This window comes from Microcoleus sp. Pol14D4 (genome assembly GCF_036701245.1).
Lineage (GTDB): Bacteria > Cyanobacteriota > Cyanobacteriia > Cyanobacteriales > Microcoleaceae > Microcoleus.
In genome coordinates this window covers 32867-55310 of the sequence record NZ_JAUBQM010000019.1, presented here as the reverse complement: position 1 = coordinate 55310, position 22444 = coordinate 32867, and the positions used below count along the sequence as shown (strand labels likewise).

Annotated in this window: 17 protein-coding genes and 1 tRNA gene; 8 read left to right on the top strand and 10 right to left on the bottom strand. The window is 46.6% G+C overall.

The window, feature by feature from the left end; all coding sequences use genetic code 11:
• Nucleotides 1-246: 246 nt before the first annotated feature.
• Nucleotides 247-981, bottom strand: a complete 735-nt coding sequence (locus tag QUA33_RS10000; RefSeq protein ID WP_333148478.1) for a phosphoadenylyl-sulfate reductase — start codon at nt 979-981, stop codon at nt 247-249.
• 927 nt (nt 982-1908) lie between these two features.
• Here QUA33_RS10000 and QUA33_RS09995 point away from each other — a divergent pair.
• The 8 genes from QUA33_RS09995 to QUA33_RS09960 all read left to right on the top strand — a co-directional run bounded on the left by QUA33_RS09995 (nt 1909) and on the right by QUA33_RS09960 (nt 14042).
• Nucleotides 1909-2274 (top strand): response regulator, encoded by a 366-nt coding sequence (locus tag QUA33_RS09995; RefSeq protein WP_333062848.1) that lies wholly within the window; start codon nt 1909-1911, stop codon nt 2272-2274.
• A 257-nt stretch (nt 2275-2531) separates the two neighbouring features.
• The gene (locus QUA33_RS09990; RefSeq protein WP_333075863.1) at nt 2532-3035 is read left to right on the top strand and encodes a chemotaxis protein CheW; all 504 of its coding nucleotides are present in this window, start codon (nt 2532-2534) and stop codon (nt 3033-3035) included.
• Between the two features lie 90 nt (nt 3036-3125).
• Nucleotides 3126-8918 carry a PAS domain S-box protein gene (locus tag QUA33_RS09985; protein WP_333148477.1) on the top strand — a complete coding sequence of 1931 codons (5793 nt, stop codon included), beginning with the start codon at nt 3126-3128 and terminating at the stop codon, nt 8916-8918.
• Between the two features lie 246 nt (nt 8919-9164).
• Nucleotides 9165-12011 carry a hybrid sensor histidine kinase/response regulator gene (locus tag QUA33_RS09980; protein WP_333148476.1) on the top strand — a complete coding sequence of 949 codons (2847 nt, stop codon included), beginning with the start codon at nt 9165-9167 and terminating at the stop codon, nt 12009-12011.
• A 256-nt stretch (nt 12012-12267) separates the two neighbouring features.
• The gene (locus QUA33_RS09975; protein WP_015175094.1) at nt 12268-12744 is read left to right on the top strand and encodes a chemotaxis protein CheW; all 477 of its coding nucleotides are present in this window, start codon (nt 12268-12270) and stop codon (nt 12742-12744) included.
• A 66-nt stretch (nt 12745-12810) separates the two neighbouring features.
• Nucleotides 12811-13533: a pentapeptide repeat-containing protein gene (locus tag QUA33_RS09970; RefSeq protein ID WP_333148475.1), complete on the top strand. Its 723-nt coding sequence runs from the start codon at nt 12811-12813 to the stop codon at nt 13531-13533.
• Nucleotides 13534-13549: 16 nt separating this feature from the next.
• A complete protein-coding gene (locus tag QUA33_RS09965) occupies nt 13550-13804 on the top strand; it encodes a hypothetical protein (RefSeq protein ID WP_333036453.1) in 255 nt (84 codons plus the stop codon).
• 1 nt (nt 13805) lies between these two features.
• Nucleotides 13806-14042, top strand: a complete 237-nt coding sequence (locus tag QUA33_RS09960) for a hypothetical protein (RefSeq protein WP_333148474.1) — start codon at nt 13806-13808, stop codon at nt 14040-14042.
• A 36-nt stretch (nt 14043-14078) separates the two neighbouring features.
• On the opposite strand, the gene QUA33_RS09955 is transcribed toward QUA33_RS09960, so the two are convergent.
• The 9 genes from QUA33_RS09955 to QUA33_RS09915 all read right to left on the bottom strand — a co-directional run bounded on the left by QUA33_RS09955 (nt 14079) and on the right by QUA33_RS09915 (nt 22415).
• Entirely contained in the window at nt 14079-14210 is a 132-nt protein-coding gene (locus QUA33_RS09955; RefSeq protein WP_333148473.1) for a hypothetical protein, read from the bottom strand.
• 36 nt (nt 14211-14246) lie between these two features.
• Nucleotides 14247-14945: an urea ABC transporter ATP-binding subunit UrtE gene (gene urtE / locus QUA33_RS09950; RefSeq protein ID WP_015175091.1), complete on the bottom strand. Its 699-nt coding sequence runs from the start codon at nt 14943-14945 to the stop codon at nt 14247-14249.
• Nucleotides 14946-15118: 173 nt separating this feature from the next.
• Complete coding sequence (gene urtD, locus QUA33_RS09945) at nt 15119-15865, bottom strand: urea ABC transporter ATP-binding protein UrtD (RefSeq protein ID WP_333062859.1); 747 nt, start codon at nt 15863-15865, stop codon at nt 15119-15121.
• Between the two features lie 185 nt (nt 15866-16050).
• Nucleotides 16051-16773, bottom strand: coding sequence for a TIGR00266 family protein (locus tag QUA33_RS09940; RefSeq protein ID WP_333062861.1), 723 nt, complete (start codon nt 16771-16773; stop codon nt 16051-16053).
• A 190-nt stretch (nt 16774-16963) separates the two neighbouring features.
• Nucleotides 16964-18106, bottom strand: a complete 1143-nt coding sequence (gene urtC / locus QUA33_RS09935; protein WP_333148472.1) for an urea ABC transporter permease subunit UrtC — start codon at nt 18104-18106, stop codon at nt 16964-16966.
• Between the two features lie 27 nt (nt 18107-18133).
• Entirely contained in the window at nt 18134-19288 is a 1155-nt protein-coding gene (locus QUA33_RS09930) for an ABC transporter permease subunit (RefSeq protein ID WP_333148471.1), read from the bottom strand.
• Between the two features lie 364 nt (nt 19289-19652).
• The gene (gene urtA, locus QUA33_RS09925) at nt 19653-20969 is read right to left on the bottom strand and encodes an urea ABC transporter substrate-binding protein (RefSeq protein ID WP_333148470.1); all 1317 of its coding nucleotides are present in this window, start codon (nt 20967-20969) and stop codon (nt 19653-19655) included.
• Nucleotides 20970-21493: 524 nt separating this feature from the next.
• Nucleotides 21494-21566 (bottom strand) — tRNA-Ala (locus QUA33_RS09920).
• A gap of 120 nt (nt 21567-21686) precedes the next feature.
• On the bottom strand, nt 21687-22415 hold the full coding sequence (locus QUA33_RS09915) for an HAD family phosphatase (protein WP_333096285.1): 729 nt from the start codon (nt 22413-22415) through the stop codon (nt 21687-21689).
• Nucleotides 22416-22444 lie beyond the last annotated feature (29 nt).

The window sequence follows — 22444 nt, the reverse complement described above, 5'->3', positions numbered from 1 at the left end:
AAGGGCAATCTCAGCTTAATTTGTGTTTATTTTAATTGCGAATTCTTCGGCTAGCATTTATTCTGCATGTCGATCGTTATATCAAAGTTTAAGGGCAAGCTCAGCTTAATTTGTGTTTATTTTAATTGCGAATTCTTCGGCTAGCATTTATGTGAAGCGCATTTATTCTTGGGTAAGGTGCGCCTAGCGCACCCTACTATTTGTTTGGCGATCCTAGCGCACCTTACTCCTTAAGTGATGTACTTACTAAGTTTGTGCGTTACCAGCGTGCAAACCGCATTCTTTTACGGTTGCTTCTTCCCACCACCAGCGACCTTCGCGTTCGTGTTGGTTCGGCAATATCGGCTTCGTACAAGGTTCGCAACCAATACTTACAAAACCGCGTTCGTGCAACTTGTTGTAAGGCACATCCAAAGCGCGAATGTATTCCCAAACCTCTGCCGAAGACCAGTTTGCTAAGGGGTTGAATTTAATTAATTCATGGTCGGGAGTTGAGAATGCAGTGTCAACTTCAATAACCGGAATACCGTTGCGGGTACTGGGACTTTGGTCTTTCCGCTGACCAGTAATCCAAGCATCGAGAGTATTCAATTTGCGGCGCAGCGGCTTGACTTTCCGCACGCCGCAGCATTCTTTGTGACCGTCTTGATAAAAACTAAACAATCCCTTTTCTTCTACTAGGGCTTGTACTTCAGCAGCATCGGGAAACATTACTTCTAATTTAATGCCGTAATGTTTTCTGACTAGATCCAAAAACTGATAAGTTTCAGAGTGCAATCGTCCGGTGTCTAGGGTGAAAACGCGGAAATTCTTGGTGATTTTTGAGGCAAGATCGATCAGAACTACATCTTCAGCCCCGCTGAAAGAAATGGAGATATTGTCAAAATTTTCTAGGGCAAATTTGAGAATGTCTCGCGGTGTTTTTTGACTGTATTCTGCTTCTAGCGCGGCAATGTTGAGATTTCTTTGGATGGCAACCATATTTTCGGGTTTTCGGTGTTCTTTTCCTCTAGCCCTTTATTATAGCCGATCGCCGTCTCTCCCTCACCGACTAATTTTACCATCAAGCAATTTCGTCCGCGACCGCCGGATTCATCCGTGAAGCGAGAAAAAAGCTCAGACTGCTCATCACCAGCCCCCGGATTTATCAGTGTGAGCGCTTCTTCAATTCTGAAACCTAAAATCTAAAATCTAAAATCGATTGACCGCATCTTGCTGCAGTCTTTTCGGCGAGGCCCACAATCAAGCTCAAGGATGGCGATCGCCTGCTGGCAATAGTTCTGACGAACCCAACACTTCTCTACTGGGTAACATAGGACTGCCGGGCGCTCCATTGAATTTGCCCCCAAATTATAAATCATAGACAATAAAATTCTTTAATAAATGTCAGTGTTACAATCCTCAATTTTGAGTTGTCTAAGTTATTAAAAAATAGCGCTTAATCAGCGAGATTTTGGTGTTTTTTTTAAGTCAAAAAAATTTGAGTGCCAGTAAAAAAAACGCTATCACTACTTTCCAATTGCTGTTAAGGGTGCTAATTTAAAAATAGCCTGTATTCTTTAGGCAATTCTCTAAAGTATGTGAGTGGAATAAAGCTAAAAAAATATAGAAAATCCGGCTTTCGTCTTCCCACCGCTCCTTCTACTAAGACCTGTTGGTTTCCAAACCGCGAATTACCGATAATCAATTACTAATTACCGATTAATTTATTCAGGATGATTCCTTTAGCAAAGTAAATTTGTATCGTTTTTTATCGATGACAGCTAACCTTCAGCCATACGATCGGCTATATTGTATTTGGAAGTACATTAATTTGTCGGCAAAGCGGTCTAGTCCCATCGCCGCCGGTCGCGCCAGCTTCTAAATAAACGTAGTCCGCTGTCAATAACAGCAAGGAAGTGTGGAATCATGTCAAAAATTTTAGTAGTGGACGACGTTAAGACCGAACTAGAAATCATCTGCCGCATTCTTCAAGATGCCGGACTGGATGTGATCCGGGCAGGCGACGGCGAAGAAGCGATCGCCATGATCCGCAAAACCCCTCCGGCTTTGGTCGTTTTAGATGTAGTGATGCCACGAATGAACGGGTTTGAAGTGATCAGAGAATTGCGGGGCGATCGCGCAACTGCCAAATTGCCCGTAGTATTTTGTACTCATAAAAACACCGAGATCGATAAAGCTTGGGGAACCGATTTAGGCGCCGACGCTTACGTTAGCAAACCCTTTGAACCTCAGCAACTGGTTCACATAGTGCAGCGTCTGCTTTCGGCGTAATCCGAATATAAAGTCATCGGCAGCTTTCCAAAAAACCTTATACCGACAAACCCCGTTTTTATTAAATAAACTGGGTTTTAGAATTCCATAAAAGTTTATGTTTAATGATAGCAACCTGCTTATTTGCCAATCGGCGATTTATTTAACAGAAACATTTGACGCATCAAAACCGATCCAGAAAAACTAGATCGGCGATCGGCTTTAGGGTCAAAGCAAAATTCTAATTTGTAAGCTACACTATAAACTAAAAATAAGCCATGAAAAGAACGGCTCCCCCGGCTGGGGGGAATCAGACAAGTGGAACAAAGCAATTTCTCCTGTTCGGTCAAGGAGGCAGTCTGTTCGCCATAGACTTAGATGCAGTGCGGGAAGTTCTTTCCCTCAATGAACAACCGATTTCGCTGGTTCCCAACACCCTGCCATTTTTGCTGGGATTAACAAACTTGCGGGGCGAAATCTTGGCAGCAGCAGACTTCGGACTGTTCGTCGGTATTGAGTCGGTTGACATCCACCACCCAAACAGCCGCATCTTAGTTGTAGAAGCCCCCGATCCGCGAGACGTGAGATTGTTGTCGAGAATCAGCCTGGGATTAGCCGTCTCCCGCGTCGAAGGAGTTTTACCTCTCAATCCCGATCGCATTGTCTCAGCACTAGATGTGAGTCCCGACCTCGCTCCATTCTTAAAAGGTCTGTACAATTCCGAAGGACGCTTGCTAATGATTGTCGATGTAGAAGCGATCGCCCATTCCGAACGCTGGTAAAAAGCAACCATACAGGTAAGTCTACAACTGCTTTCCATCAATAATTTTAACTAACGATCGCCCGCATCCGATTTGCCCATCCTTAATTTTATGATCAAAATTCTCTATACCTCGATCGCAACGACTTTAACCCTGACGTTGCCTGACTTCTCCCAATCGGTACTAGCTGGAGCTGCTAATTCCATCATTTGTGTATGTTACTTTGCCATCGCCTGGATAATCAGCTTAGGTTTGTGGCGAAACCGTCAATTCGGGTTGGACATCTTCGCCACAGCCACAGCAGCCATATTTTGGACCTGCGCTTTCGGCCATAGCGGCCACGCCGCCGAATACCTAGGGCTGCCCCACTCTCCAGTGGCACAAACTGTGTTCGATTGGATCACTGTAATGGCGGCGCTCGTTTTTTTGAGTTTGTCCAACCGCTACGGATTCTTAGTAGGTTCCACCCGCATCCTTAACGCTAAAAAAGAAACAGAACAAGCACTGAGCGAAACTAACCAGCGATTTCACGCAATCTTCGACCAAGCTTTTCAAGCGATCGCATTATTGGAGCCAGACGGTACTGTGATCGAAGCAAATCAGACAGCGCTAGAAGTGGGCGATTTCCAAGCATCAGAAGTGCTGGGGCTGAAATTTTGGCTTACACCTTGGTGGGCCTCAACTCCAACCAACCAGCAGCGCCTAAAAACGAACATTAAACAAGTTTCGGCCGGTAATTTTGTCCGGGAAGAATACGAAATCATCGGCCCCAATAACCATGTGACAGTAATGGACGTGTCGTTTAAGCCGCTATTAAATGCAACAGGAGAAATATTTCAAATCCTCGCCGAAGGCCGGGACATTACCCAGCGCAAACAGGCAGAAGCCGCATTGCAGCAGCTAACCGCAGAACTAGAGCAGCGAGTGAATGAAAGAACCGAGCAGCTCCTGCAAACTAACGCACAAATGGAACAGGAAATTCGCGATCGCACCGCAGCCCAAGAGCAATTAAAAACCTCAGAACTATTCTTAAACAACATCCTCAACAGCATCCCCGACCCGATTTATGTCAAAGACCACCAGCACCGCTGGATTATATTAAATGATGCCTTTTGTCAATACATCGGTCACAGCAGAGAAGAACTAATTGGCAAATGCTACGACCAGTTTTTGCCCAAAGAGGAAGCACAGAGATATCGAGAAAAAGACGAATTAGTTTTATTGACAAATACCAGCAGCGAAATCCAAAAAACCCTCACAGACTCAGCAGGAAACACCCGCTTTCTCTCCGCCAAAAAATCTACATTTGTAGATACCGAGGGCAGGAAATTTCTCGTTTCCGCGATGAGAGATATCACCAAGCGCGTGCAAATGGAAGAACAACTGCGGCAGACGCTCGCTGAAGTAGAAAGCTCCCAAAACTTGCTGCGGACAGTCATTGACGCTACGCCAGACTGCATATTTGTCAAAGATCGAAACTCGCGCTATACCCTAGTCAATGCAGGTTTCGCCACCGCCTTCGGCAAAACTCAAGCAGAAATTATTGGCAAAGACGACGCAGAAATCGGCATATCGGTCGATCGAATCTTTGGCAGTTTCCCAGGCGAAACCGATTCCCAGAACCAAATCCAAAACTTCCGGGCCGGCAACCACCTCGCGCCCGGTTCCAACTACTTAGCCACCTTAGCCGACGGCAAAGTACATAGCTTCGACACTCAGAAATTGCCCCTCCAAGATACAGAAGGCAACATTTTAGGAATGCTGTGCTTCGCACGCGACATCACACAGCGCCGCAAATCTGAACAAGAACTATTGCGGTTCAAAGCAATTTTAGAAACCACAACAGACTGGGTAGGCATAGCAGACACCCAACAGCGCACCATTTATCTCAACCGCGCAGCCAGAGAAATGTTGAGAGTTGGCGAGCACGCAGATTTAGCCGGATTCAGCATTTCCGACCTGACATCGCCCCAAAGTATCGACACTCTTCTCAACGTCGGCATCCCCGCAGCTTGCCGGGACGGGGCGTGGAGCGGCGAGGCGATGTGGCGAACTTTAGACGGCAAAGAAATACCAGTTTCTCAAGTAATTATTGCTCACAAATCCGAGAATGGAGAAATTGAATTTCTGTCAACTATCGCCCGCAACATTACAGAAAGCAAGCGCACAGAAGAAGCCTTGCAGCAGAACTTGCAAATGCTTGACCTGGCAAGCGACGCCTTGATCGTTCGCGATATGGACGGCACGATTAATTATTGGAGTCAGGGAGCCGAACGTATGTACGGCTGGACAAAAAAAGAAGCCTTGGGGAAACTCACCCATACTCTATTGCACAGCATTTTTTCCCAGCCTTTAGCAGCTATCTCGGCACAGTTAGAAGAGCAGGATTATTGGGAAGGAGAAATAATTCATACCACCAATTCTGACACCAAAATTACCGTATTCAGCCGCTGGAATTTGCAGCGAGACGAACAGGGAAAACCAAAAGCAATTTTAGAAACTAACAACGATATCACAGAGCGCAAGCAAGCCGAAATCGAAAAGCAAAGATTGATTTCGATCGTAGAAAGCAGCTCTGATTTTATCGGCACGGCAACATTGGAGGGAGAGGCAACATACCTGAATCCCGCAGGAATGAAATTAGTAGGATTGCCAAATATTGAAGAAGTCAAAAATAAAAGTGTTTATGAGTTCTTCTGTGCAGAAGATGTTAAGTTTTTCCAAGAAGAAATCCTGCCGCCTACTGTGCGAGACGGTTTTTGGCAGGGTGAATTCCGATTGAGGAACTTTCAAACCGGCGAAAACATTCCGGTTGACTTCACCATATTTACCGTCAAAAACCCAGAAACCGGCGAGCCTATCGGGTTGGCAACAGTTACTCGCGACATCAGCGATCGCAAACGTGCAGAAGAGATGCTGCGCGATCGCGAAAGACTATTCCGAGCCATTTTCGACCAATCGTTCCAATTAGTGGGGCTGCTCAAACCAGACGGAACCGTTTTGGAGGTCAACCAAACAGCCCTCGCTGTCGCCGGACTGGAGCGCGAAGACTTCCTAGGCACGCAGTTTGTAGATAATTTGTGGTGGCAAATTTCCCCAGAAGCCAAGCAAAAAGTGCAAGCTGCCCTCGCAAAAGCCGCCGCCGGCGAGGTAGTCCGCTACGAAGCCGACGTGCTCGTTGCTGGGGGTGCTGTGATGACTGTGGACTTCTCCCTCAAGCCGATCGTAGACGACAGCGGCAAAGTCGTGCTGCTGATTCCCGAAGCTCGCGACATCAGCGATCGCAAAGCCCTAGAACGAGAATTAGTTTTGCGTCAAAGTCGCTTTGACGCATTTTTCACAGCCGCCCCGACCTCAATGTGTATTTTTGACGAGCAGTTGCGCTTCGTGCAAGTCAACGAGAAATTAGCGGCAACCACCGGCGTCTCAGTTGCCGAACACTTCGGTAAGACGGTGAGGGAAGTTATACCCGAAATGAGCGATACCCAAGTGCCGATGTTGCAGCAGATTCTCGCCACCAACCAACCGTTGTTAAACGTTGAGGTATCGGGATCATTCTTCAACGAACCGGGCGTCCTGCGAGATTGGCTGGCGTCATACTTTCCTTTGCCCGGATCTGACGGCAAACCCATCGGTATCGGGGCTGTGGCGATCGAAATTACCGATCGCAAAAAAGCAGAAGCAGAGCGCGATCGATTTTTTACCCTTTCCCTAGACTTGGTTTGTATTGTAGATTTTGAAGGGAAATTCAAGCGCCTCAATCCCGCTTGGGAAACAACCCTCGGCTACACGCTAGAAGAAGTAGAAAACCAACCTTTTATCAATTTCGTCCATCCAGACGATTGCCAAGAAACCACAGCCGAAGCGGGAAAAGTATACGATGGCGTCGAAGTACAGTTCTTTGAAAATCGCTACCGCTGCAAAGACGGTTCCTACAAGTGGCTGTCGTGGAAAGTGCGACCTGAAACCGAACAAAAGCTCATGTATGCAGTTGCTCGCGACGTTACCGAAAGCAAACAGGCGATGGTGCAACTGGAAAAAACAACAGCCCAATTAGCCAGTTCCGAAGACCAATTTCGCCAGCAAACCAATCTCTTGCAACTGCTAATAAACAGCATTGGCGACGGCATAATTGCGGCCGACGAAAAAGGCAATTTTGTGTTGTTCAACCCCGCCGCCGAAGATATGTTTGGCATGGGTGCGACAGATTCTATTCTCAACGAATGGTCGGCAAAATACGGTTTATTCTTGCCCGATACCGTAACTCCCTATCCCCCAGCCGACATACCTTTAGCGCGCACGGTTCGAGGAGAAGTAGTTGACGACGTAGACCTTTTCACCCGCCACGCAGGCAACCCAGATGGTCTGTGGGTGAAAGTTAACGGCCGGCCACTCAAAGACGAAACGGGGGCGCTTAAAGGCGGCGTAGTCGTTTGCCGCAACGTCACCGAACAAAGAGCATCCCAGCAGCGAATGCAGCAGTTAGCCGAGGCACAGGAACGCTTGCTGCAAGAACTCAAAACTCGGCAGAATGCTCTCGACGAATCGGCGATCGTCAGCGAAACTGATGTCCAAGGCATGATTACCTACGTCAACGACCGATTCATTGAAATCTCCGGTTACAGCATGGGAGAACTCCTGCACCGCAACCACCGCGTCGTCAATTCCGGCTACCATCCCAAATCATTTTTTGAAGAAATGTGGGTGACACTTTCTCGCGGTTTGGTGTGGAAAGGGGAAATCAAAAACCGACGAAAAGATGGCTCGTTTTACTGGGTAGATTCGACGATCTCCCCCATTTTTGATACCAGCGGCACCATAGTCAAATATATCGCCATTCGTTTTGACATCACCGAGCGCAAAGAAGCAGAAGAACGACTAGAAAAATTGGCAGCAGAACGTAAAGCTGAAGCTGATTCTCTGACGCAGCAAGTCCTTAAATTGTTGGGAGAAATTAAAGGCGCGGCTCAAGGTGACTTGACAGTGAGGGCGGAAGTGACTAACGACGTTTTAGGTGCTGTCGCCGACTCTTTCAACTTCTTAATCGGTTCTCTGCGGAAAGTGGTAACGGGAATTCAAACTTTAGCCGAACAGGTAACATCTGCCACCGGCGAGTCGATTAACAATACCAGTCAACTCACGCAACAGGCGGAAATTCAAGCAGCAAAAATATCTGCCATCATGCGCGAAATTGAGCGGATTGTGAATTCGATCCGCGACGTGCGAGATGTTTCGGTGCGCGCCGAAACAGTAGCCCAGCAGTCTTCTCACACGGCTGAAGTCGGCGGTATGGCGGTCGATCGAGCTGTCGAAGGCATTAACGGGCTCCGGTTGACGATCGCCTCTACCTCGAAAATGATGAAGCGTTTGGGCGAATCTTCGCAGCAAATTGGCAAAATTGTGACTTCGATTTCTCAACTTGCTTCGCAAACTAATTTATTAGCTCTGAATGCTACTATTGAGGCGGCGCGGGCCGGCGAACAAGGTTTAGGCTTTGCAGTTGTTGCCGAAGAAGTGCGGAAATTAGCAGAAAGATCCGCCGGCGCTACGGAGGAAATCTCGGAAATTGTCGGTACAATTCAAGAAGAAATCAGCCGCGTGATGAAGGCAATGGAATCCGGGACGCTGGAGGTAGTGGAAGGCACTAAGCTGGCAAGCGAAGCTAAAACTCACCTCAATGCCATTATCGAAGTTAGTCGAGAAATGAATGCTTTGGTGCAGAATATTACTATTGCATCTGCCAAGCAAACTGTTTCGGCTGAGGGAATTGCTAACAGTATGCAGCAAGTCAACGAGATTGCTAATACGACCGCACAAAAAGGTGCGGATGTCAAAGCATCTTTGGACGAGTTGTCTGGTTCTCTGGGCCAATTGCAAAAGTCGGTGGCGAATTTCCGCAGTTAGTTCAGTTAACTGTTGACGGTTGACGGTTGACAGTTAACTGTTGACGGTTGACAGTTATACGAATCACTAATAACTATCGTTGTTGCCGGGGCAGGTTGAGAAATATACTGAATGCGAAGTTATAGATAATCGTGAACCCGCCCCAACAACAATTACAGTTAAATAACAGGACATCATATATAAAAAAACTGCAAGCAGTTAACAGTCAACAGTTAACTGTCAACAGACAACAGATAACAGACTAATATGAATGATGACGATTTAAACGAATTAATAGATGCTTTTACCGCAGAATGCGAAGAGTTTCTCCAGTTAATGGAGACGAACCTACTGGCGATGGAAACTGCGGGTTTGAAAGAGCGACAAGCGGCAGTTAAAGAAATGTTTCGGGCGGCTCACTCGATTAAAGGTGCGGGTTCGATGTTGGGCTTTCAAAACGTGTCTGTGGCAGCTCACACGCTGGAGGACTGTTTTGTCATTTTGCGCGATCGCACAGACTTGTCAGCCCTGGAACCGACTACTGTGAGTGTTTTGCTACAGGGGGTGGATGCGCTCAAAAAGATTACGATCGAATCAGTTCAACACTCCGATGTCACAACTCCGGATCAAACGGAAAACTTGGAGGCGATCGCCCAAATTTTCGCTCAGTTCCAGGCCCAGTATGGCAAGTCAGAACCGTCGCCAGTCCCTGCAGCCAGTCAATCGCCCGCCCCGGAAACCCTGAAACTGATTTTTGAACATGAAGTGCCACCACTCTTCAATCGCTTAGAAACCGAACTTTCCCAAGCTTCCGAGGCAGATTTGGCAAAAAGCGTCAGCGCCCTCAACCAGGTTTACTACCAACTTTCTGGTTTGGCTGGAATGCTGCTATTGCCGGATTTTGGGAAAGTCGCCGCAGCTATCAGAGATTTGATCGACTCTCCCGACTTGACTCTACAACGGTTGCAATCCGAGGGTTGGACGATCGCCCAAAACTTGCAAACCGCACGCCAACAAATACTGGAAGGAAGGGCGATCGACATCCCCGACATCTCCCCCTCCGCGACTCCCCCCGACTCCCCCCCACTCTCCGACTCCCCGACATCCCCGGAAATCTCCCTCTCCCTCCCCGACTCTCCGTCTCTCTCCCCGACTCTCCCCGAATCCCCGACTCTCACAGTCTCCAACCCGCAAAGACCGACCATCCGGGTAGACTTGGAACGCTTGACAGAATTAGTGAATCTAGTCGGAGAATTAGTCATCAACCGTACAAATTTAGAACTTCAAGAATCCGAACTGCGTGGCGAAGTCAAGCGCATCCGCCGCAATATCGTAGATTTGAACCAATTCGGCGGTCAGTTGCGAGAAGAATACGACAGACTGAGCTTTGCAGAGTGGAGAGGGGGAAACGGGAACTCTGGATTGGGAAAACTTGCAGCAGCAGAAACAGAATTCCCCATGATTGCTAACGGCAAATCCTCTCCGGCCCATGCTCACTTCGATATCTTAGAGATGGATCGTTATACAGAGTTCCACTCGACAGCCGCAGAAGTCATCGAAACTGCCCAAGCAATTTCTCACTCCGCCACCAAATTAGACACCTTAGCCATGAAATTCGAGCGCAGTACCGACCAACTGCGCCGCATTACCGAACAACTGCGCAGCCGCGTCATGCAGTTGCGAGTCGTGAGTTTCAGCCGCGCCGTCGATCACTTGCCCAGAGCCCTGCGGGAGATGTGCCTCGCATACGATAAAGATGTCAACCTGCTGCTAGTGGGAAGAGATACCAAAATTGACGAAAGTTTGCTCGACGCTTTGCGCGACCCCTTAATACACTTAGTGAGAAACGCTTTCGACCACGGCATCGAAATGCCCGAAGTTCGGAAAGCAAGCGGCAAGCCGGCCAGCGGTCAAATAGAAATAGAAGCCCGCCACCAAGGCGGCCAAACTATTATTACTGTTGCCGATGACGGCAAAGGCATTGACCCGGAAATCATTCGCCGTAAAGTTGTCACAAAGAATTTGGCGACGGAGGAACAAGCTCAAGAATTTTCCATTGCCGAACTCTACGATTTTCTGTTTTGGCCGGGTTTCAGCACTACAGAAGGGGTCAGCGACCTTTCGGGGCGGGGAGTCGGACTCGACGTGGTGCGAACAAATTTGCGGACTGTGCGGGGAACTGTCAAGGTAGATTCTCGCCTGGGAAAAGGTACGAGTTTTATCATTAAACTGCCGCTGCTGCTGTCGATTACTGATGCACTGATGGTGAAGACAGATCACAATAAAATAGCAGTGCCGCTGGATGCAGTCGAGGAAATTCTGCACATTAAAGCCTCGGAAGTTCACATCGCAGGCAATCAGCCGATGCTGTGGTGGCGGGAGGAATTTATTCGTTTGGTGAGGATGCAAGATTTGCTCGAATACAGCGTCGTCGCGCCGGATGCCCCCTCTCCTGACCCTTTGACCCAAGAGGAAATTCCCGTCCTGGTTTTGGCTTCTACCGAAGGAATGCTGGCGGTGGCAGTGGAACGGCTGATCGGTCAGCAGGAAATTGTGGTTAAACCTTTGCCACCGCCTCTATCCAAGCCTCGCGGCGTTTTGGGGACTACGATTTTGGGGGACGGGCGCGTGGTGAATATTCTGGATGTGGATGATTTGGTGGGTCAACCTTTGGTAAATAGTTCGATCGCCGCTGTCTCCGGTAAAGTGCAGGAGATACCGCCGAGTTCTAGTCAGTCACCGCAGATTTTGGTAGTGGATGATTCCTATACAATTCGCCAGTTGCTGTCTCTGACGCTGACCCGTGCTCGCTACCGGGTGGTACAGGCTAAAGACGGCCTGGATGCCCTGGAAAAGTTGCAAAATGGTCTTGATTGCAGTTTGGCGATCGTGGATATTGAAATGCCCCGGATGGATGGATTTGAATTGTTGCGATCGATCAGATCGACCGAGCGGTTTGCTAAGATTCCCGTAGCCATGCTAACATCCCGTAGCGGGGAAAAACATCGGCAAATGGCAATGGAATTAGGCGCAAATAAATACTTCACCAAACCTTACAGCGAAGCCCAACTTTTACAAGCTATCCCCAAATTAATCCACCACTCAATAAATTAATCCCCAATCTAAAATTTGCCATCAAATAATTCCTAATCTCAAACAAAAATTATGCAAAAAATAAATGCCCCCGCGAATCTTGGGAAGCTACGCAGCCGAATTACCTGCTCAAATTCAATAATCTCAAATCTAATAATCTCAAATCTAAAATCCACTAATCTTCAATCTTCAATCTCAAATCTAAAATCCCATAATCTTCAATCTTCAATCTATCAATCTATCAATCTAAAATCTAAAATCTAAAATCTAAAATCGAATGACTCACGCTAATTACAATCGCCGCTTTCGGAGCAAGAAACAAGTCACTGTTAGAATTGCCCCTAAAAAAATTGTTTCCTTTGAACTAGGAAAAATTTACTATGCTGTTCCTATTGAACGAGTGGAGCGCATTGTTAAAAACTTTAATGTCTACGGCCTTTTACCTAACGGTAATAGTTTACTGCGGCATCAAGAAGAACTGATTACCATAATTAATTTATCCAAAATATTTCCCAGGAGCCCGAGCATTGCTGAGTGCAAATACCTGATTATTTGTACCTTAAATAAAAGCGATCGGTTGGGGATTCCCCTTCCTGATATGCCAAAAATTTTGGAAATTACCGAAGAAAGCTTCTGCGAGATTCCCGAATTGTACCGTCAACAGCAACTGCCTCCGGTAATAGAAAAGTTAATTCGCGCACCTGATGGTTCCGAAGTTTTTTATCTGAATTTTGATTTATTTAGCGAAATGTAGGGGGTTCACTTTTCGAGGTATTATACCATGTACATGGTATTTTTGCAAACAAAAAGTTATAGATTTATGAAAAAACTCACAATAATGTCGATCGCCCTACTAATTTTTGCAGCAACTCTCGATTTGCCGAAGGTGGGGCTGCAACTAAGTGCGATCGGGCAAATAGAAACACCCCAACCAATCCCAACACCCCAACCAATCCAAACACCCCAACCAATCCAAACACCCCAACCACAAACACCTCAACCAATCCCAACACGCCAACAAATCCAAACACCCCCTATACAAACACCCCAACCAAAAGCAAACGACCCCAAAAAGCTCGGCTACGTCTCCCCAGAATTTGCCGAAAATTTCTCCCAGCAACAAATCGACCAAATCAACGCCAACGTCGAAACGCTGCTGCTAACTCAAAGCTGCTCCCGCTGCGACCTCCGAGCCGTAAAATTAGTTAACATTAACTTAAAAAATCCCATCCTTACAGGAGCAGATTTATCAGATGCCAACCTCAGCGGTAGTCGGTTCGAGATCTCAGATTTTGTCAACACCAATCTAGCTCGCACAAACTTAAGCGGAGCCGAATTAGTTGGAGCGAGAATCAGCAACGCTAACCTCAGAAAAGCTAACTTGACAAAGACAAATCTAGACGGTGCAGACTTGCGATTTTCCGACTTGAGAGATGCCAATCTTTCCGATGCCAACCTCCGCAATGCTAATATAGATGGCGCTAGTATCGATCGAGCAAGTATGGCAGGCACCACAATGCCCGACGGCAGAAAAAATAATTAATAATAGAGGTAGTCTTATGTCGCCGATTAAACAACGCCTTCTCGAAGCGATCGAACGGACTCCTGAGCCACTTTTAGAGCAAACCCTGGCATTTCTGGAATTTTTGACCAGTCGGACACAATCCGCGATCGCCCCAGACTTCGACTCAGATTTTGACTCAGATACCGACTCCAACGAGCAAATCCTCGCCGATCTGAAAGCCTCCCTCCACCAAGCCAAAGCGGGACAAACCTTTCCCATATCGGAACTCTGGGACGGTATCAATGTCTGATATGTCAGTCCAAGTTACATTCACGGTACTTTTCAAACGTCGCCTCAAAGGACTCGCTAAAAAGTATCGCCAAATTCAAACCGATATTCAGCCAGTCCTTGATGAGCTTATCCAAGGAAACTTCATAGGAAACCAGATTACAGGGACTCAATACACCGTTTACAAAGTCCGGGCTAAAAACAGTGATGCCCAAGTTGGTAAGAGCGGCGGTTATCGCTTGATTTATCAAGTTGAATAACCGACTCAAGTTGTTTTACACCTGATTTACTCGAAATCAGAACAAGCAAATGTCTCCGCCGAGGAAATCCAAACTGCGATCGCAGAATACCAAGCGAACCCAGACGAATAAGCCATTTTTCCAATCTAAACGCTTGCCCTTCTTGCTCTTTGAGGCGCTTGCTGTCATCGTCAAAATCCGTGTCGTGCCTTCCTTCAATTCTATTCAAACAGCCAAAAACCTCTGAATAACCTCATCACTTAACTCGCTAGTGCTTCCAGAAGCCACAATCCCGCCTTTTTGCATAGCATAATACCAGTCAGCTTGCCGCACAAAATGCAAATGTTGCTCCACCAACAAAACAGAAATTCCCCTAGTCGCAACTACGCGGCGCACCGCAGCTTCAATATCTAAAATAATGGATGGTTGAATCCCCTCCGTAGGCTCATCCAAAACCAGCAACTGCGGCTCACCCATCAAAGCCCTAGCAATAGCTAACTGCTGCTGCTGTCCCCCGCTCAAATCACCTCCGAGGCGATCGAGCATAGTTTTCAAAACAGGAAATAAATCAAAAATTTCATCAGGAACTTCAGGATTTTTGATTTTGGTTGGTTTCGCTTCCAAACCTAACAATAGATTTTCTTTGACCGTCAAACGTGGAATGATTTCGCGCCCTTGAGGCACATAACCAATTCCCAATCTAGCCCGCTGGTGAGTCAACTTAGAAGCAATAGATTCTCCGCCAAAAGCAATAGTGCCACTGCGCGGTTGCAGCAACCCCATAATCGTTTTCAGCATAGTAGTTTTGCCCACACCATTGCGACCGATTAAGCAAACCATTTGCCCCGCCATGACGCTTAAATCGACATCGCGCAAAATGTGACTTTCGCCGTAATAAACATTCAAATTAGAGACTTGTAGCATAGTTTTTAATTGGTAATGGGGCATGAGAATTGGTAGCAACTACCAAATAACTTCTTCCTTCTTCCTGATATCCGTTACATCCGTTACAAAATCCGTTGCCGAACTTCCTTCTTCCTGATATCCGTTACATCCGTTACATCCGTTACACAATCCGTTGCCGAACTTCCTTCCTCTTACTCTTCCGGTTTGCCCAAATATACCTCAATTACCCGATCGTCATTTTGCACCTCATCCATAGTCCCCTCACACAAAACCGCACCCTGATGCAACACCGTCACCTGCCGCGCAATTTGCCGCACAAACTCCATATCGTGTTCAATTACCAACACCGAATGACTTTCCGCCAGCGAAATTAGCAACTCACCAGTTAACATCGTTTCCTCATCCGTCAAACCCGCCACAGGTTCATCTACCAACAACAAATCAGGAGATTGAGCCACCAACATTCCAATTTCCAACCATTGCTTTTCCCCGTGAGAAAGCAAACCAGCCGAAATATCAGCTTTAGCAACTAAACCAATTGTTTCTAACAAACCGGAAACCGTGCGTTTTTCAGCAGCAGAAGCAGGCTTGAACAAAGTCGAAAAAACATTTTTATGGCGGCTGCAAGACAATTCCAAATTTTCGCGTGGCGTTAAATTCAAGTAAACTCGCGGCGTCTGAAACTTGCGACCAATTCCCAAGCGCGAAATCCTATCTTCGGACAACTTGCGTAAATTCTGTCCCTTAAATAACACCCGGCCCTCTGTCGGCTGCACTTTCCCGGTAATCGAATCGAGAAAAGTTGTTTTGCCCGCACCATTGGGCCCAATAATAACTCGTAGTTCGCCCGCATCCATGCTGAAATTTAAACCGTTAATGGCTTTAAAACCATCAAAACTAACAGTCAAGTTTTCTATTTCTAATACTTTGCCATTCATAGCTGATTTTTCCAGGTAGGGTGCGTCAGTTAACAGTCTCTGGGTAAGCCGGAAAATCTGCTGGCTGACGCACCTGACAGCGCTGATTTTCTCTGAGAAGGTGCGTCAGTTAACAGTCTCTGGGTAAGCCGGAAAATCTGCTGGCTGACGCACCCTACACAAGCACATAAATGGTTATTCTACTCTCAACTAAAACTGCTAGAACTGCTCGAAATAGGAGGTGGAGCAGCAGCTAAAATCCGTTCAGCTAACTTCGAGAGTGGCAAACTTTGCACATATACTTTTCCCGGCCCAGTCATCTTTGCCAAAAACAAGCCTTCACCTCCAAACAAAGCATTCTTAAACCCGCCAACAAACTGAATATCGTAATCTACACTCGCTGCAAAAGCTACTAAACAGCCGGTGTCTACTCGCAACACTTCGCCAACTCCTAAATTTTTCTCAACTATTGTTCCTCCCGCATGAACAAAAGCTAGCCCGTCACCCTGCAATTTTTGCAGAATAAAACCTTCTCCGCCAAAGAAACCGGCACCGAGCCTCTTGGTGAATGCTACCTCAATTTCAATGCCGTTGGCCGCACAGAGAAAAGAGTCTTTTTGACACAAAAATTTACCGCCAAGTTGGCCTAAATCTAGCGGAATTACTTTACCCGGATAGGGGGCGGCAAAAGCGACGCGGGCCTTGCGATTTCCGGCGTTGACAAAGGTGGTAATAAAAAAACCAGCTCCTGTGAGCATTCGTTTGAAACCTTGAAATAAGCCGCCGCCTGTGGATGTTTGCATTTGGATGTCGCCTTCCATGTATGTCATGGTTCCAGCTTCAGCCCTGACGCCTTCTCTAGGGTCGAGTTCAATCTCGATGAGTTGCAAATCGTCGCCGTAAATTTTGTAGTCAATAATATCTGCCATATGTTGCCCCTCAATTTAAAGAACGAAGCTACTTGCTACGGATATCTAAGTAGGTGGACATATATATTGCGTCTCCTCAGACAGAGATAAATGCAGCGTTTGCCAAGTCTATGGCGATTGCTTTGTTTGTCTGTTGTAGGTGACATTTATTTATGTCAGCATCCTTCTAAATTACACGATATTTTTGCACTCAATGTTCAAGTTCTTCTTTTTCGAGCTGCACTTGGGGGTCTTGTTCCAGGCTGGGGTAAGTAGATGCGTACTTCGGTCTTCTGAACAACCTGCGGATTTGGCCGAAACCTTGATGTTGCAGCCAGCCGACTAAGCCGTCGGGCAGCACTGTGACTACTATGAGGAATAGCGCACCTTGGAAAAATAGCCACACTTCGGGGAATTGTTCGCTCAAGAAACTTTTACCAAAGTTGACTAACAGTGTTCCCAATATTGCTCCCGATAATGTGGCGCGACCTCCCACTGCCACCCAGATTACCATTTCAATTGAAAAGGCAATATCCATTGCTTTTGGCGAAATAATTCCGGTTTGTACTGTAAATAATGCGCCTGCAATCCCGGCTAAACCGGCGGAAATTGCAAAGACTAAAACTTTGTAGCCTGTGGGATTGTAACCTGAGAAACGCAGTCGCACTTCGTCGTCGCGAATGGCTACTAGCAGCCGGCCAAAACGCCCGCTGGTCAACCATCGACACAGGGCGTAAGTTGCTGCTAAAAATAGTATGGTGAGAATGTAGAAAATATATTGAGTATCTCGGTCATTTACTGTGGCTCCGAACAGGGTTTTAAAGTCGGTGAGTCCGTTGGTTCCGTTAATCAGTTTTTGCTGACCGTTAAAGAAGTTGAAAAATACAATGGTTGCTGCTTGTGTGAGAATTGAAAAGTAAACGCCTCGAATTCGATTGCGGAATACTAAATAACCTAAAAGTGCGCCCAAGATGGCGGGGATGAGAACTACTGCTAATGCTGAGAAAGGAAATGAATAAAATGGTTGCCAAAACCAGGGGAGTTCGGTAACGCCGTAGAGGTTCATAAATTCTGGCAATTGACTGCTGGCGGTTGGGGGAATTTGCAATTTTAGGTGCATGGCGAAAGCGTAACCGCCGATCGCAAAAAACACTCCATGCCCTAAACTGAGCAAACCCGTGTATCCCCAAATCAAGTCTATGCCGAGGGCGGCAATTGCTAGTGCTAAAAATCGCCCTAATTGATTGAGCCTAACATCGGGGAGTATTCCTGGGATGAGCAAGATGAATGTGAGGGCGATCGCGCTGACAATTGCCGCTTCTTTTAGCCAGGGTTTTTGATGTGTTTTCTGCATTTTTCGCTACACTCGCAGTTGTAATTTTTAATTTTCTACCGTCCGCCCTTTTTGCGGGAAAATCCCTCCCGGCTTCACTTGCAGAAAAGCCATAATTAAGGCGAATACCATTACTTTTGCCATGCTGGTTGTGGCGAAAAATGTGAAGAAGTCGGCTAAAGGCTTGATAGGAGCGAACATTAATGCTAAGGTTCCCGAACCGATCAGGTAATTTGCAGTGCCGATCGCGATCGCAGCAACTACACTCCCCACAATCTTGCCGACACCGCCCACAACCACCACCATAAACGTATCGACTATATAATTTTGTCCGGTATTTGACCCTACCGAACCGATCAAACTAATCGCGCACCCAGCCACACCTGCCAACCCCGAACCCAAAGCAAAAGTCAGCGCATCTACTTGTTCGGTAGGAATTCCCAAACACGCACTCATGCTGCGATTTTGCGTCACGGATCTAATCCGCAATCCCCACACAGACTTTTGCAAAAATAGGTAAATTCCCGCCAAACAAATTCCGGTAAGGACAATAATAAAAATTCGGGCGTAGGGCAACTGAAAATTTCCCAGCGGTATGCCGCCCCGCAACCATTGCGGTGCAGTTACGTCCACATTTTGAGCGCCAAACCAAGGTTGAGTTACTGCCAGTTTGTAAGTTTGCCCTACAAAGGCGCTCACAGCCCAGGAAATAGCCAAAGATAAAGGCAAAATTATGGCAATAATTTTGCTGCGAATGCGATCGAAATCCATGCGAGATTTCAGCACCCGCAAACCGCCAAAAAACAGCAAACAAAACACCGCAATCCCAATTACCAGAACCCAACTAACGCTGCGGACAAACTGCTGCAAAATTAAACTTACGCCCCAAGTTGCCAGCAAAGTTTCTAGCGGCCGCCCGTAAAGATAGCGAATCACTCCGCGTTCTAGAATTAATCCTACCAAGGCAGCTACTAAAAAAGCTAAGGGAATCGCAAAGAAAATGTATGTTTCAAAGGCAAATCCTCCCATACCTTTGAAGACATTTTGCACCACGAAAGTTGTATAAGCCCCCAGCATCATCAACTCGCCATGAGCCATATTAATTACGCCCATCAGCCCGAAAATAATCGCTAGTCCCAGGGCTGCAATTAGTAAAACAGCGCCGATGCTAATGCCGTTAAATAAACCATCTAATATCGCCAATTTTGTTACTCCTGCATCAAGTCTGTTAACTTTGTTCGCGGATAATTAGGGGCGGATTTTATCCAATTGCTGTCAACTTAGAACTAAAACCCTCTGTATATTTCGCTTGTAGCCGAGTCTAGATCCCCCTAAATCCCCCTTAAGAAGGGGGACTTTGAAGAGTCCAGTTCCCCCTTCTTAAGGGGAGTAGGGGTGACGCCAGGAGACTCCAGTTCCCCCTTATTAAGGAAGTAGAGATTGACTTTGAATGCTCTTACTCCCCCCTTATTAAGGGGGGCCGGGGGGGATCTCCGGGTTTAAAGACACGCCCTAGGGCAATCGAATATACGTTACCAACGTTAACAAAATTGGTATTACCGACTTATCAAGCTTTGAATTTTCCACCTTTTGCGGGGTCTGACCAATCGCAAGCAAAGCCTTTTGTTTCAGCGACAAATTGATTCCAAGGCACCGGCTTCACTGCTTCTGGTGTAGCATAAGCGATGTTAAACAAACCGTCTTCTCTCACTTCGCCCAAGCGCACAAATTTAGAGATGTGGTGGTTGTTTTCCATCGTAACTTTGCCCTCCGGCGCGTCAAAGGTTTGACCCAAAGCTGCTGCCCGCACTTTTTCTAAATCGTCGGCTGTCCCTGCTTTTTCGACGGCTTGCTTCCACAGGTACACCATGATATAAGCTGCTTCCATCGGGTCATTTGTCACTCTATCTTTGCCGTATTTTGCCTTGAAAGCTTCCACAAATTTTGTATTTTCCGGAGATTCTACAGTCATGAAGTAATTCCAGGCGGCGTAATGGCCTTTAAGATATTCTACGCCGATCGCCTTTACTTCTTCTTCAGCAATACTGACAGACATTGACGGATATTTGTCCGGCCCCAAACCTGCACCCTGCAACTGTTTGAAAAATGCTACGTTGCTGTCGCCGTTGAGGGAATTGAAAATGACGCCCCCATCTGGCAAAGCTGCCTTAATTTTAGTAATAATTGGCGTAACTTCTGTCCCGCCCAAAGGAATGTAATCTTCCCCAACTAATTCGCCACCTTTGGCTGCTAGCTGGGCTTTGATAATGGTATTTGCCGTGCGGGGAAAAACGTAGTCGGACCCGACTAAAAAGAATTTTTTGCCTTTATTTTCTAGCAGCCAATCAACTGCTGGTTCGATTTGCTGGTTTGGTGCCGCGCCGGTGTAAAAAATATTTTTGGAACACTCTTGACCCTCGTATTGTACGGGATACCAGAGCATATGATTTTTTTCTTCAAATACCGGCAATACGGCTTTGCGGCTGGCGGAAGTCCAGCAGCCGAAGACGGTGACAACTTTATCTTGGTCGATCAATTTTTTGGCTTTTTCGGCAAAAGTCGGCCAGTCTGAGTTGCCATCTTCTATTACTGCTTCGATTTGTTTGCCGAGGACGCCACCAGCTTTATTGATTTCTTCGATCGCTAATTGTTCGGCATCGACCACGCTTTTTTCGCTGATTGACATCGTGCCGCTCAACGAATGCAAAATTCCTACTTTTATCGTGTTTCCGCTCCCGGCTGCTGGTGTAGTTCCTGTTGATGTGGGAGAAGCTGCGGGAGTGGCTGTTTGAGTTGGAGTTCTACAAGCTTTGAGAAATAAACTTGATGTTAGGGTAGCAGAACTGTATAAAATAAATTTCCGCCGATCGAATCGCTTTGTCATTTTTTCTTGTTACTCTTGAATAGATGAGTCAGATGATTGAGAATAATAACACATAGCGACTTGATATTAAGACTCGCTTCAGCAGACTGTTGTATTTTTAGCTACAAAACTTATTGTTTTTGAGAAATTGAATGTTTTGTGGGGATTGAGGGTAACTGCGACAGAAACCGGGCTGAAATCATGTTGGATTTTAGATGGACTGATGACATCAGGGTTGGGATCGCGGGCTTACCGGATTTTTTTGGGAAACCGGGTTTAGACACCAAAATACGTCTTTTCAGCAATTAGTGTGTAATGAGAAACCCGGTTTCTTTACAGAAATTATCTTATTGATGCTACCAGTTAGGCAGCAACTGCGTCGATCGCACAAAATAGCAACCGGGTTTCTCGCTCTCAACAGATTATTGATGCTAAAACTTAGGCCGCAATCCGGTCGATCGCATAAAATAGGCGAGTATGAAAGCAGGTGACGATCGCACTTCGCTTTGAGTACGATCGTCACCTGTAGAAATGCCCCTGATTTATGGAGAATAGCGGACTCGAACCGCTGGCCTCTGCGGTGCGATCGCAGCGCTCTACCAACTGAGCTAATTCCCCTGATTGAGTTTTAATTTAGCATTTTAGATGCCGGATTGCCGAATCTAAAAGGTTTATAGGTCTTGGTTGCTCTCACGTTCGCAGACCGTCACTTACACTAGCACGTAACTGCTAAAAACGTCAAGTGTTTTCCGCAGCCGGCTCAGTGGGAGCGATCGAGCAAAGTGCGGCCACTCTGTCCAACTCTAAATCAGTAAAATAGTCCACCGTCCAATTAGCTTGGCGCTGGATCATGTGAAACGGGTAAGTGTGAGTCACACCCGCAACCTGAATCCCCGCTTTTTTCGCTGCTTCAATCCCCGCAAAAGTATCTTCTAGCGCCAAACACTCGATCGGTTGCAGGTTAAATTCGGGATATTTCTGGTTGAGAAGTTCGACAGCCAATAGATAGCCGTCAGGTGCTGGTTTGCTCGCCGTCAAGTCGTCACCTGCGACAATTAACTCAAAGTTTGCTGCCAAACCGGCCCGATCTAACACCAATTCTATCTCCGATCGCATTGCCCCGCTAACTACGGCCATTTTCAGTCCGGCGACCCGAATTTTGTCAATAAATTCTGCCAAACCGGGATAAATCGGCAGTTTCTCCAAAGTATCTATTTGAGCTTTGTAAGCTTGGGACTTGCGTTGCAGCAGCCGATCGAGATATGTTTCTGTTAGATATCGTCCTCGGCGCTTGAGCAGTTCGGTAATGCAAGCGCGATCGCTTTTTCCCAAACAAACTTCTCGAAACTCCCCACGTTTGAGCTGGAGATTTTCATCGAGCATCAATTGTTCGATTATTTTTTCGTGAATCGGCTCGTCATTAACAATCACGCCATTAAAATCAAATAAAACTGCTTTGAGAGTCATTAGTTATGATTTATTAGTTATTAGTTATT

Bases quoted from the DNA above. Each gene is read 5' to 3' on its own strand.
- QUA33_RS10000 (WP_333148478.1), bottom strand. From the start codon at position 981: ATGGTTGCCATCCAAAGAAATCTCAACATTGCCGCGCTAGAAGCAGAA.
- QUA33_RS09995 (WP_333062848.1), top strand. From the start codon at position 1,909: ATGTCAAAAATTTTAGTAGTGGACGACGTTAAGACCGAACTAGAAATC.
- QUA33_RS09990 (WP_333075863.1), top strand. From the start codon at position 2,532: ATGAAAAGAACGGCTCCCCCGGCTGGGGGGAATCAGACAAGTGGAACA.
- QUA33_RS09985 (WP_333148477.1), top strand. From the start codon at position 3,126: ATGATCAAAATTCTCTATACCTCGATCGCAACGACTTTAACCCTGACG.
- QUA33_RS09980 (WP_333148476.1), top strand. From the start codon at position 9,165: ATGAATGATGACGATTTAAACGAATTAATAGATGCTTTTACCGCAGAA.
- QUA33_RS09975 (WP_015175094.1), top strand. From the start codon at position 12,268: ATGACTCACGCTAATTACAATCGCCGCTTTCGGAGCAAGAAACAAGTC.
- QUA33_RS09970 (WP_333148475.1), top strand. From the start codon at position 12,811: ATGAAAAAACTCACAATAATGTCGATCGCCCTACTAATTTTTGCAGCA.
- QUA33_RS09965 (WP_333036453.1), top strand. From the start codon at position 13,550: ATGTCGCCGATTAAACAACGCCTTCTCGAAGCGATCGAACGGACTCCT.
- QUA33_RS09960 (WP_333148474.1), top strand. From the start codon at position 13,806: ATGTCAGTCCAAGTTACATTCACGGTACTTTTCAAACGTCGCCTCAAA.
- QUA33_RS09955 (WP_333148473.1), bottom strand. From the start codon at position 14,210: ATGACAGCAAGCGCCTCAAAGAGCAAGAAGGGCAAGCGTTTAGATTGG.
- urtE (WP_015175091.1), bottom strand. From the start codon at position 14,945: ATGCTACAAGTCTCTAATTTGAATGTTTATTACGGCGAAAGTCACATT.
- urtD (WP_333062859.1), bottom strand. From the start codon at position 15,865: ATGAATGGCAAAGTATTAGAAATAGAAAACTTGACTGTTAGTTTTGAT.
- QUA33_RS09940 (WP_333062861.1), bottom strand. From the start codon at position 16,773: ATGGCAGATATTATTGACTACAAAATTTACGGCGACGATTTGCAACTC.
- urtC (WP_333148472.1), bottom strand. From the start codon at position 18,106: ATGCAGAAAACACATCAAAAACCCTGGCTAAAAGAAGCGGCAATTGTC.
- urtA (WP_333148470.1), bottom strand. From the start codon at position 20,969: ATGACAAAGCGATTCGATCGGCGGAAATTTATTTTATACAGTTCTGCT.
- QUA33_RS09915 (WP_333096285.1), bottom strand. From the start codon at position 22,415: ATGACTCTCAAAGCAGTTTTATTTGATTTTAATGGCGTGATTGTTAAT.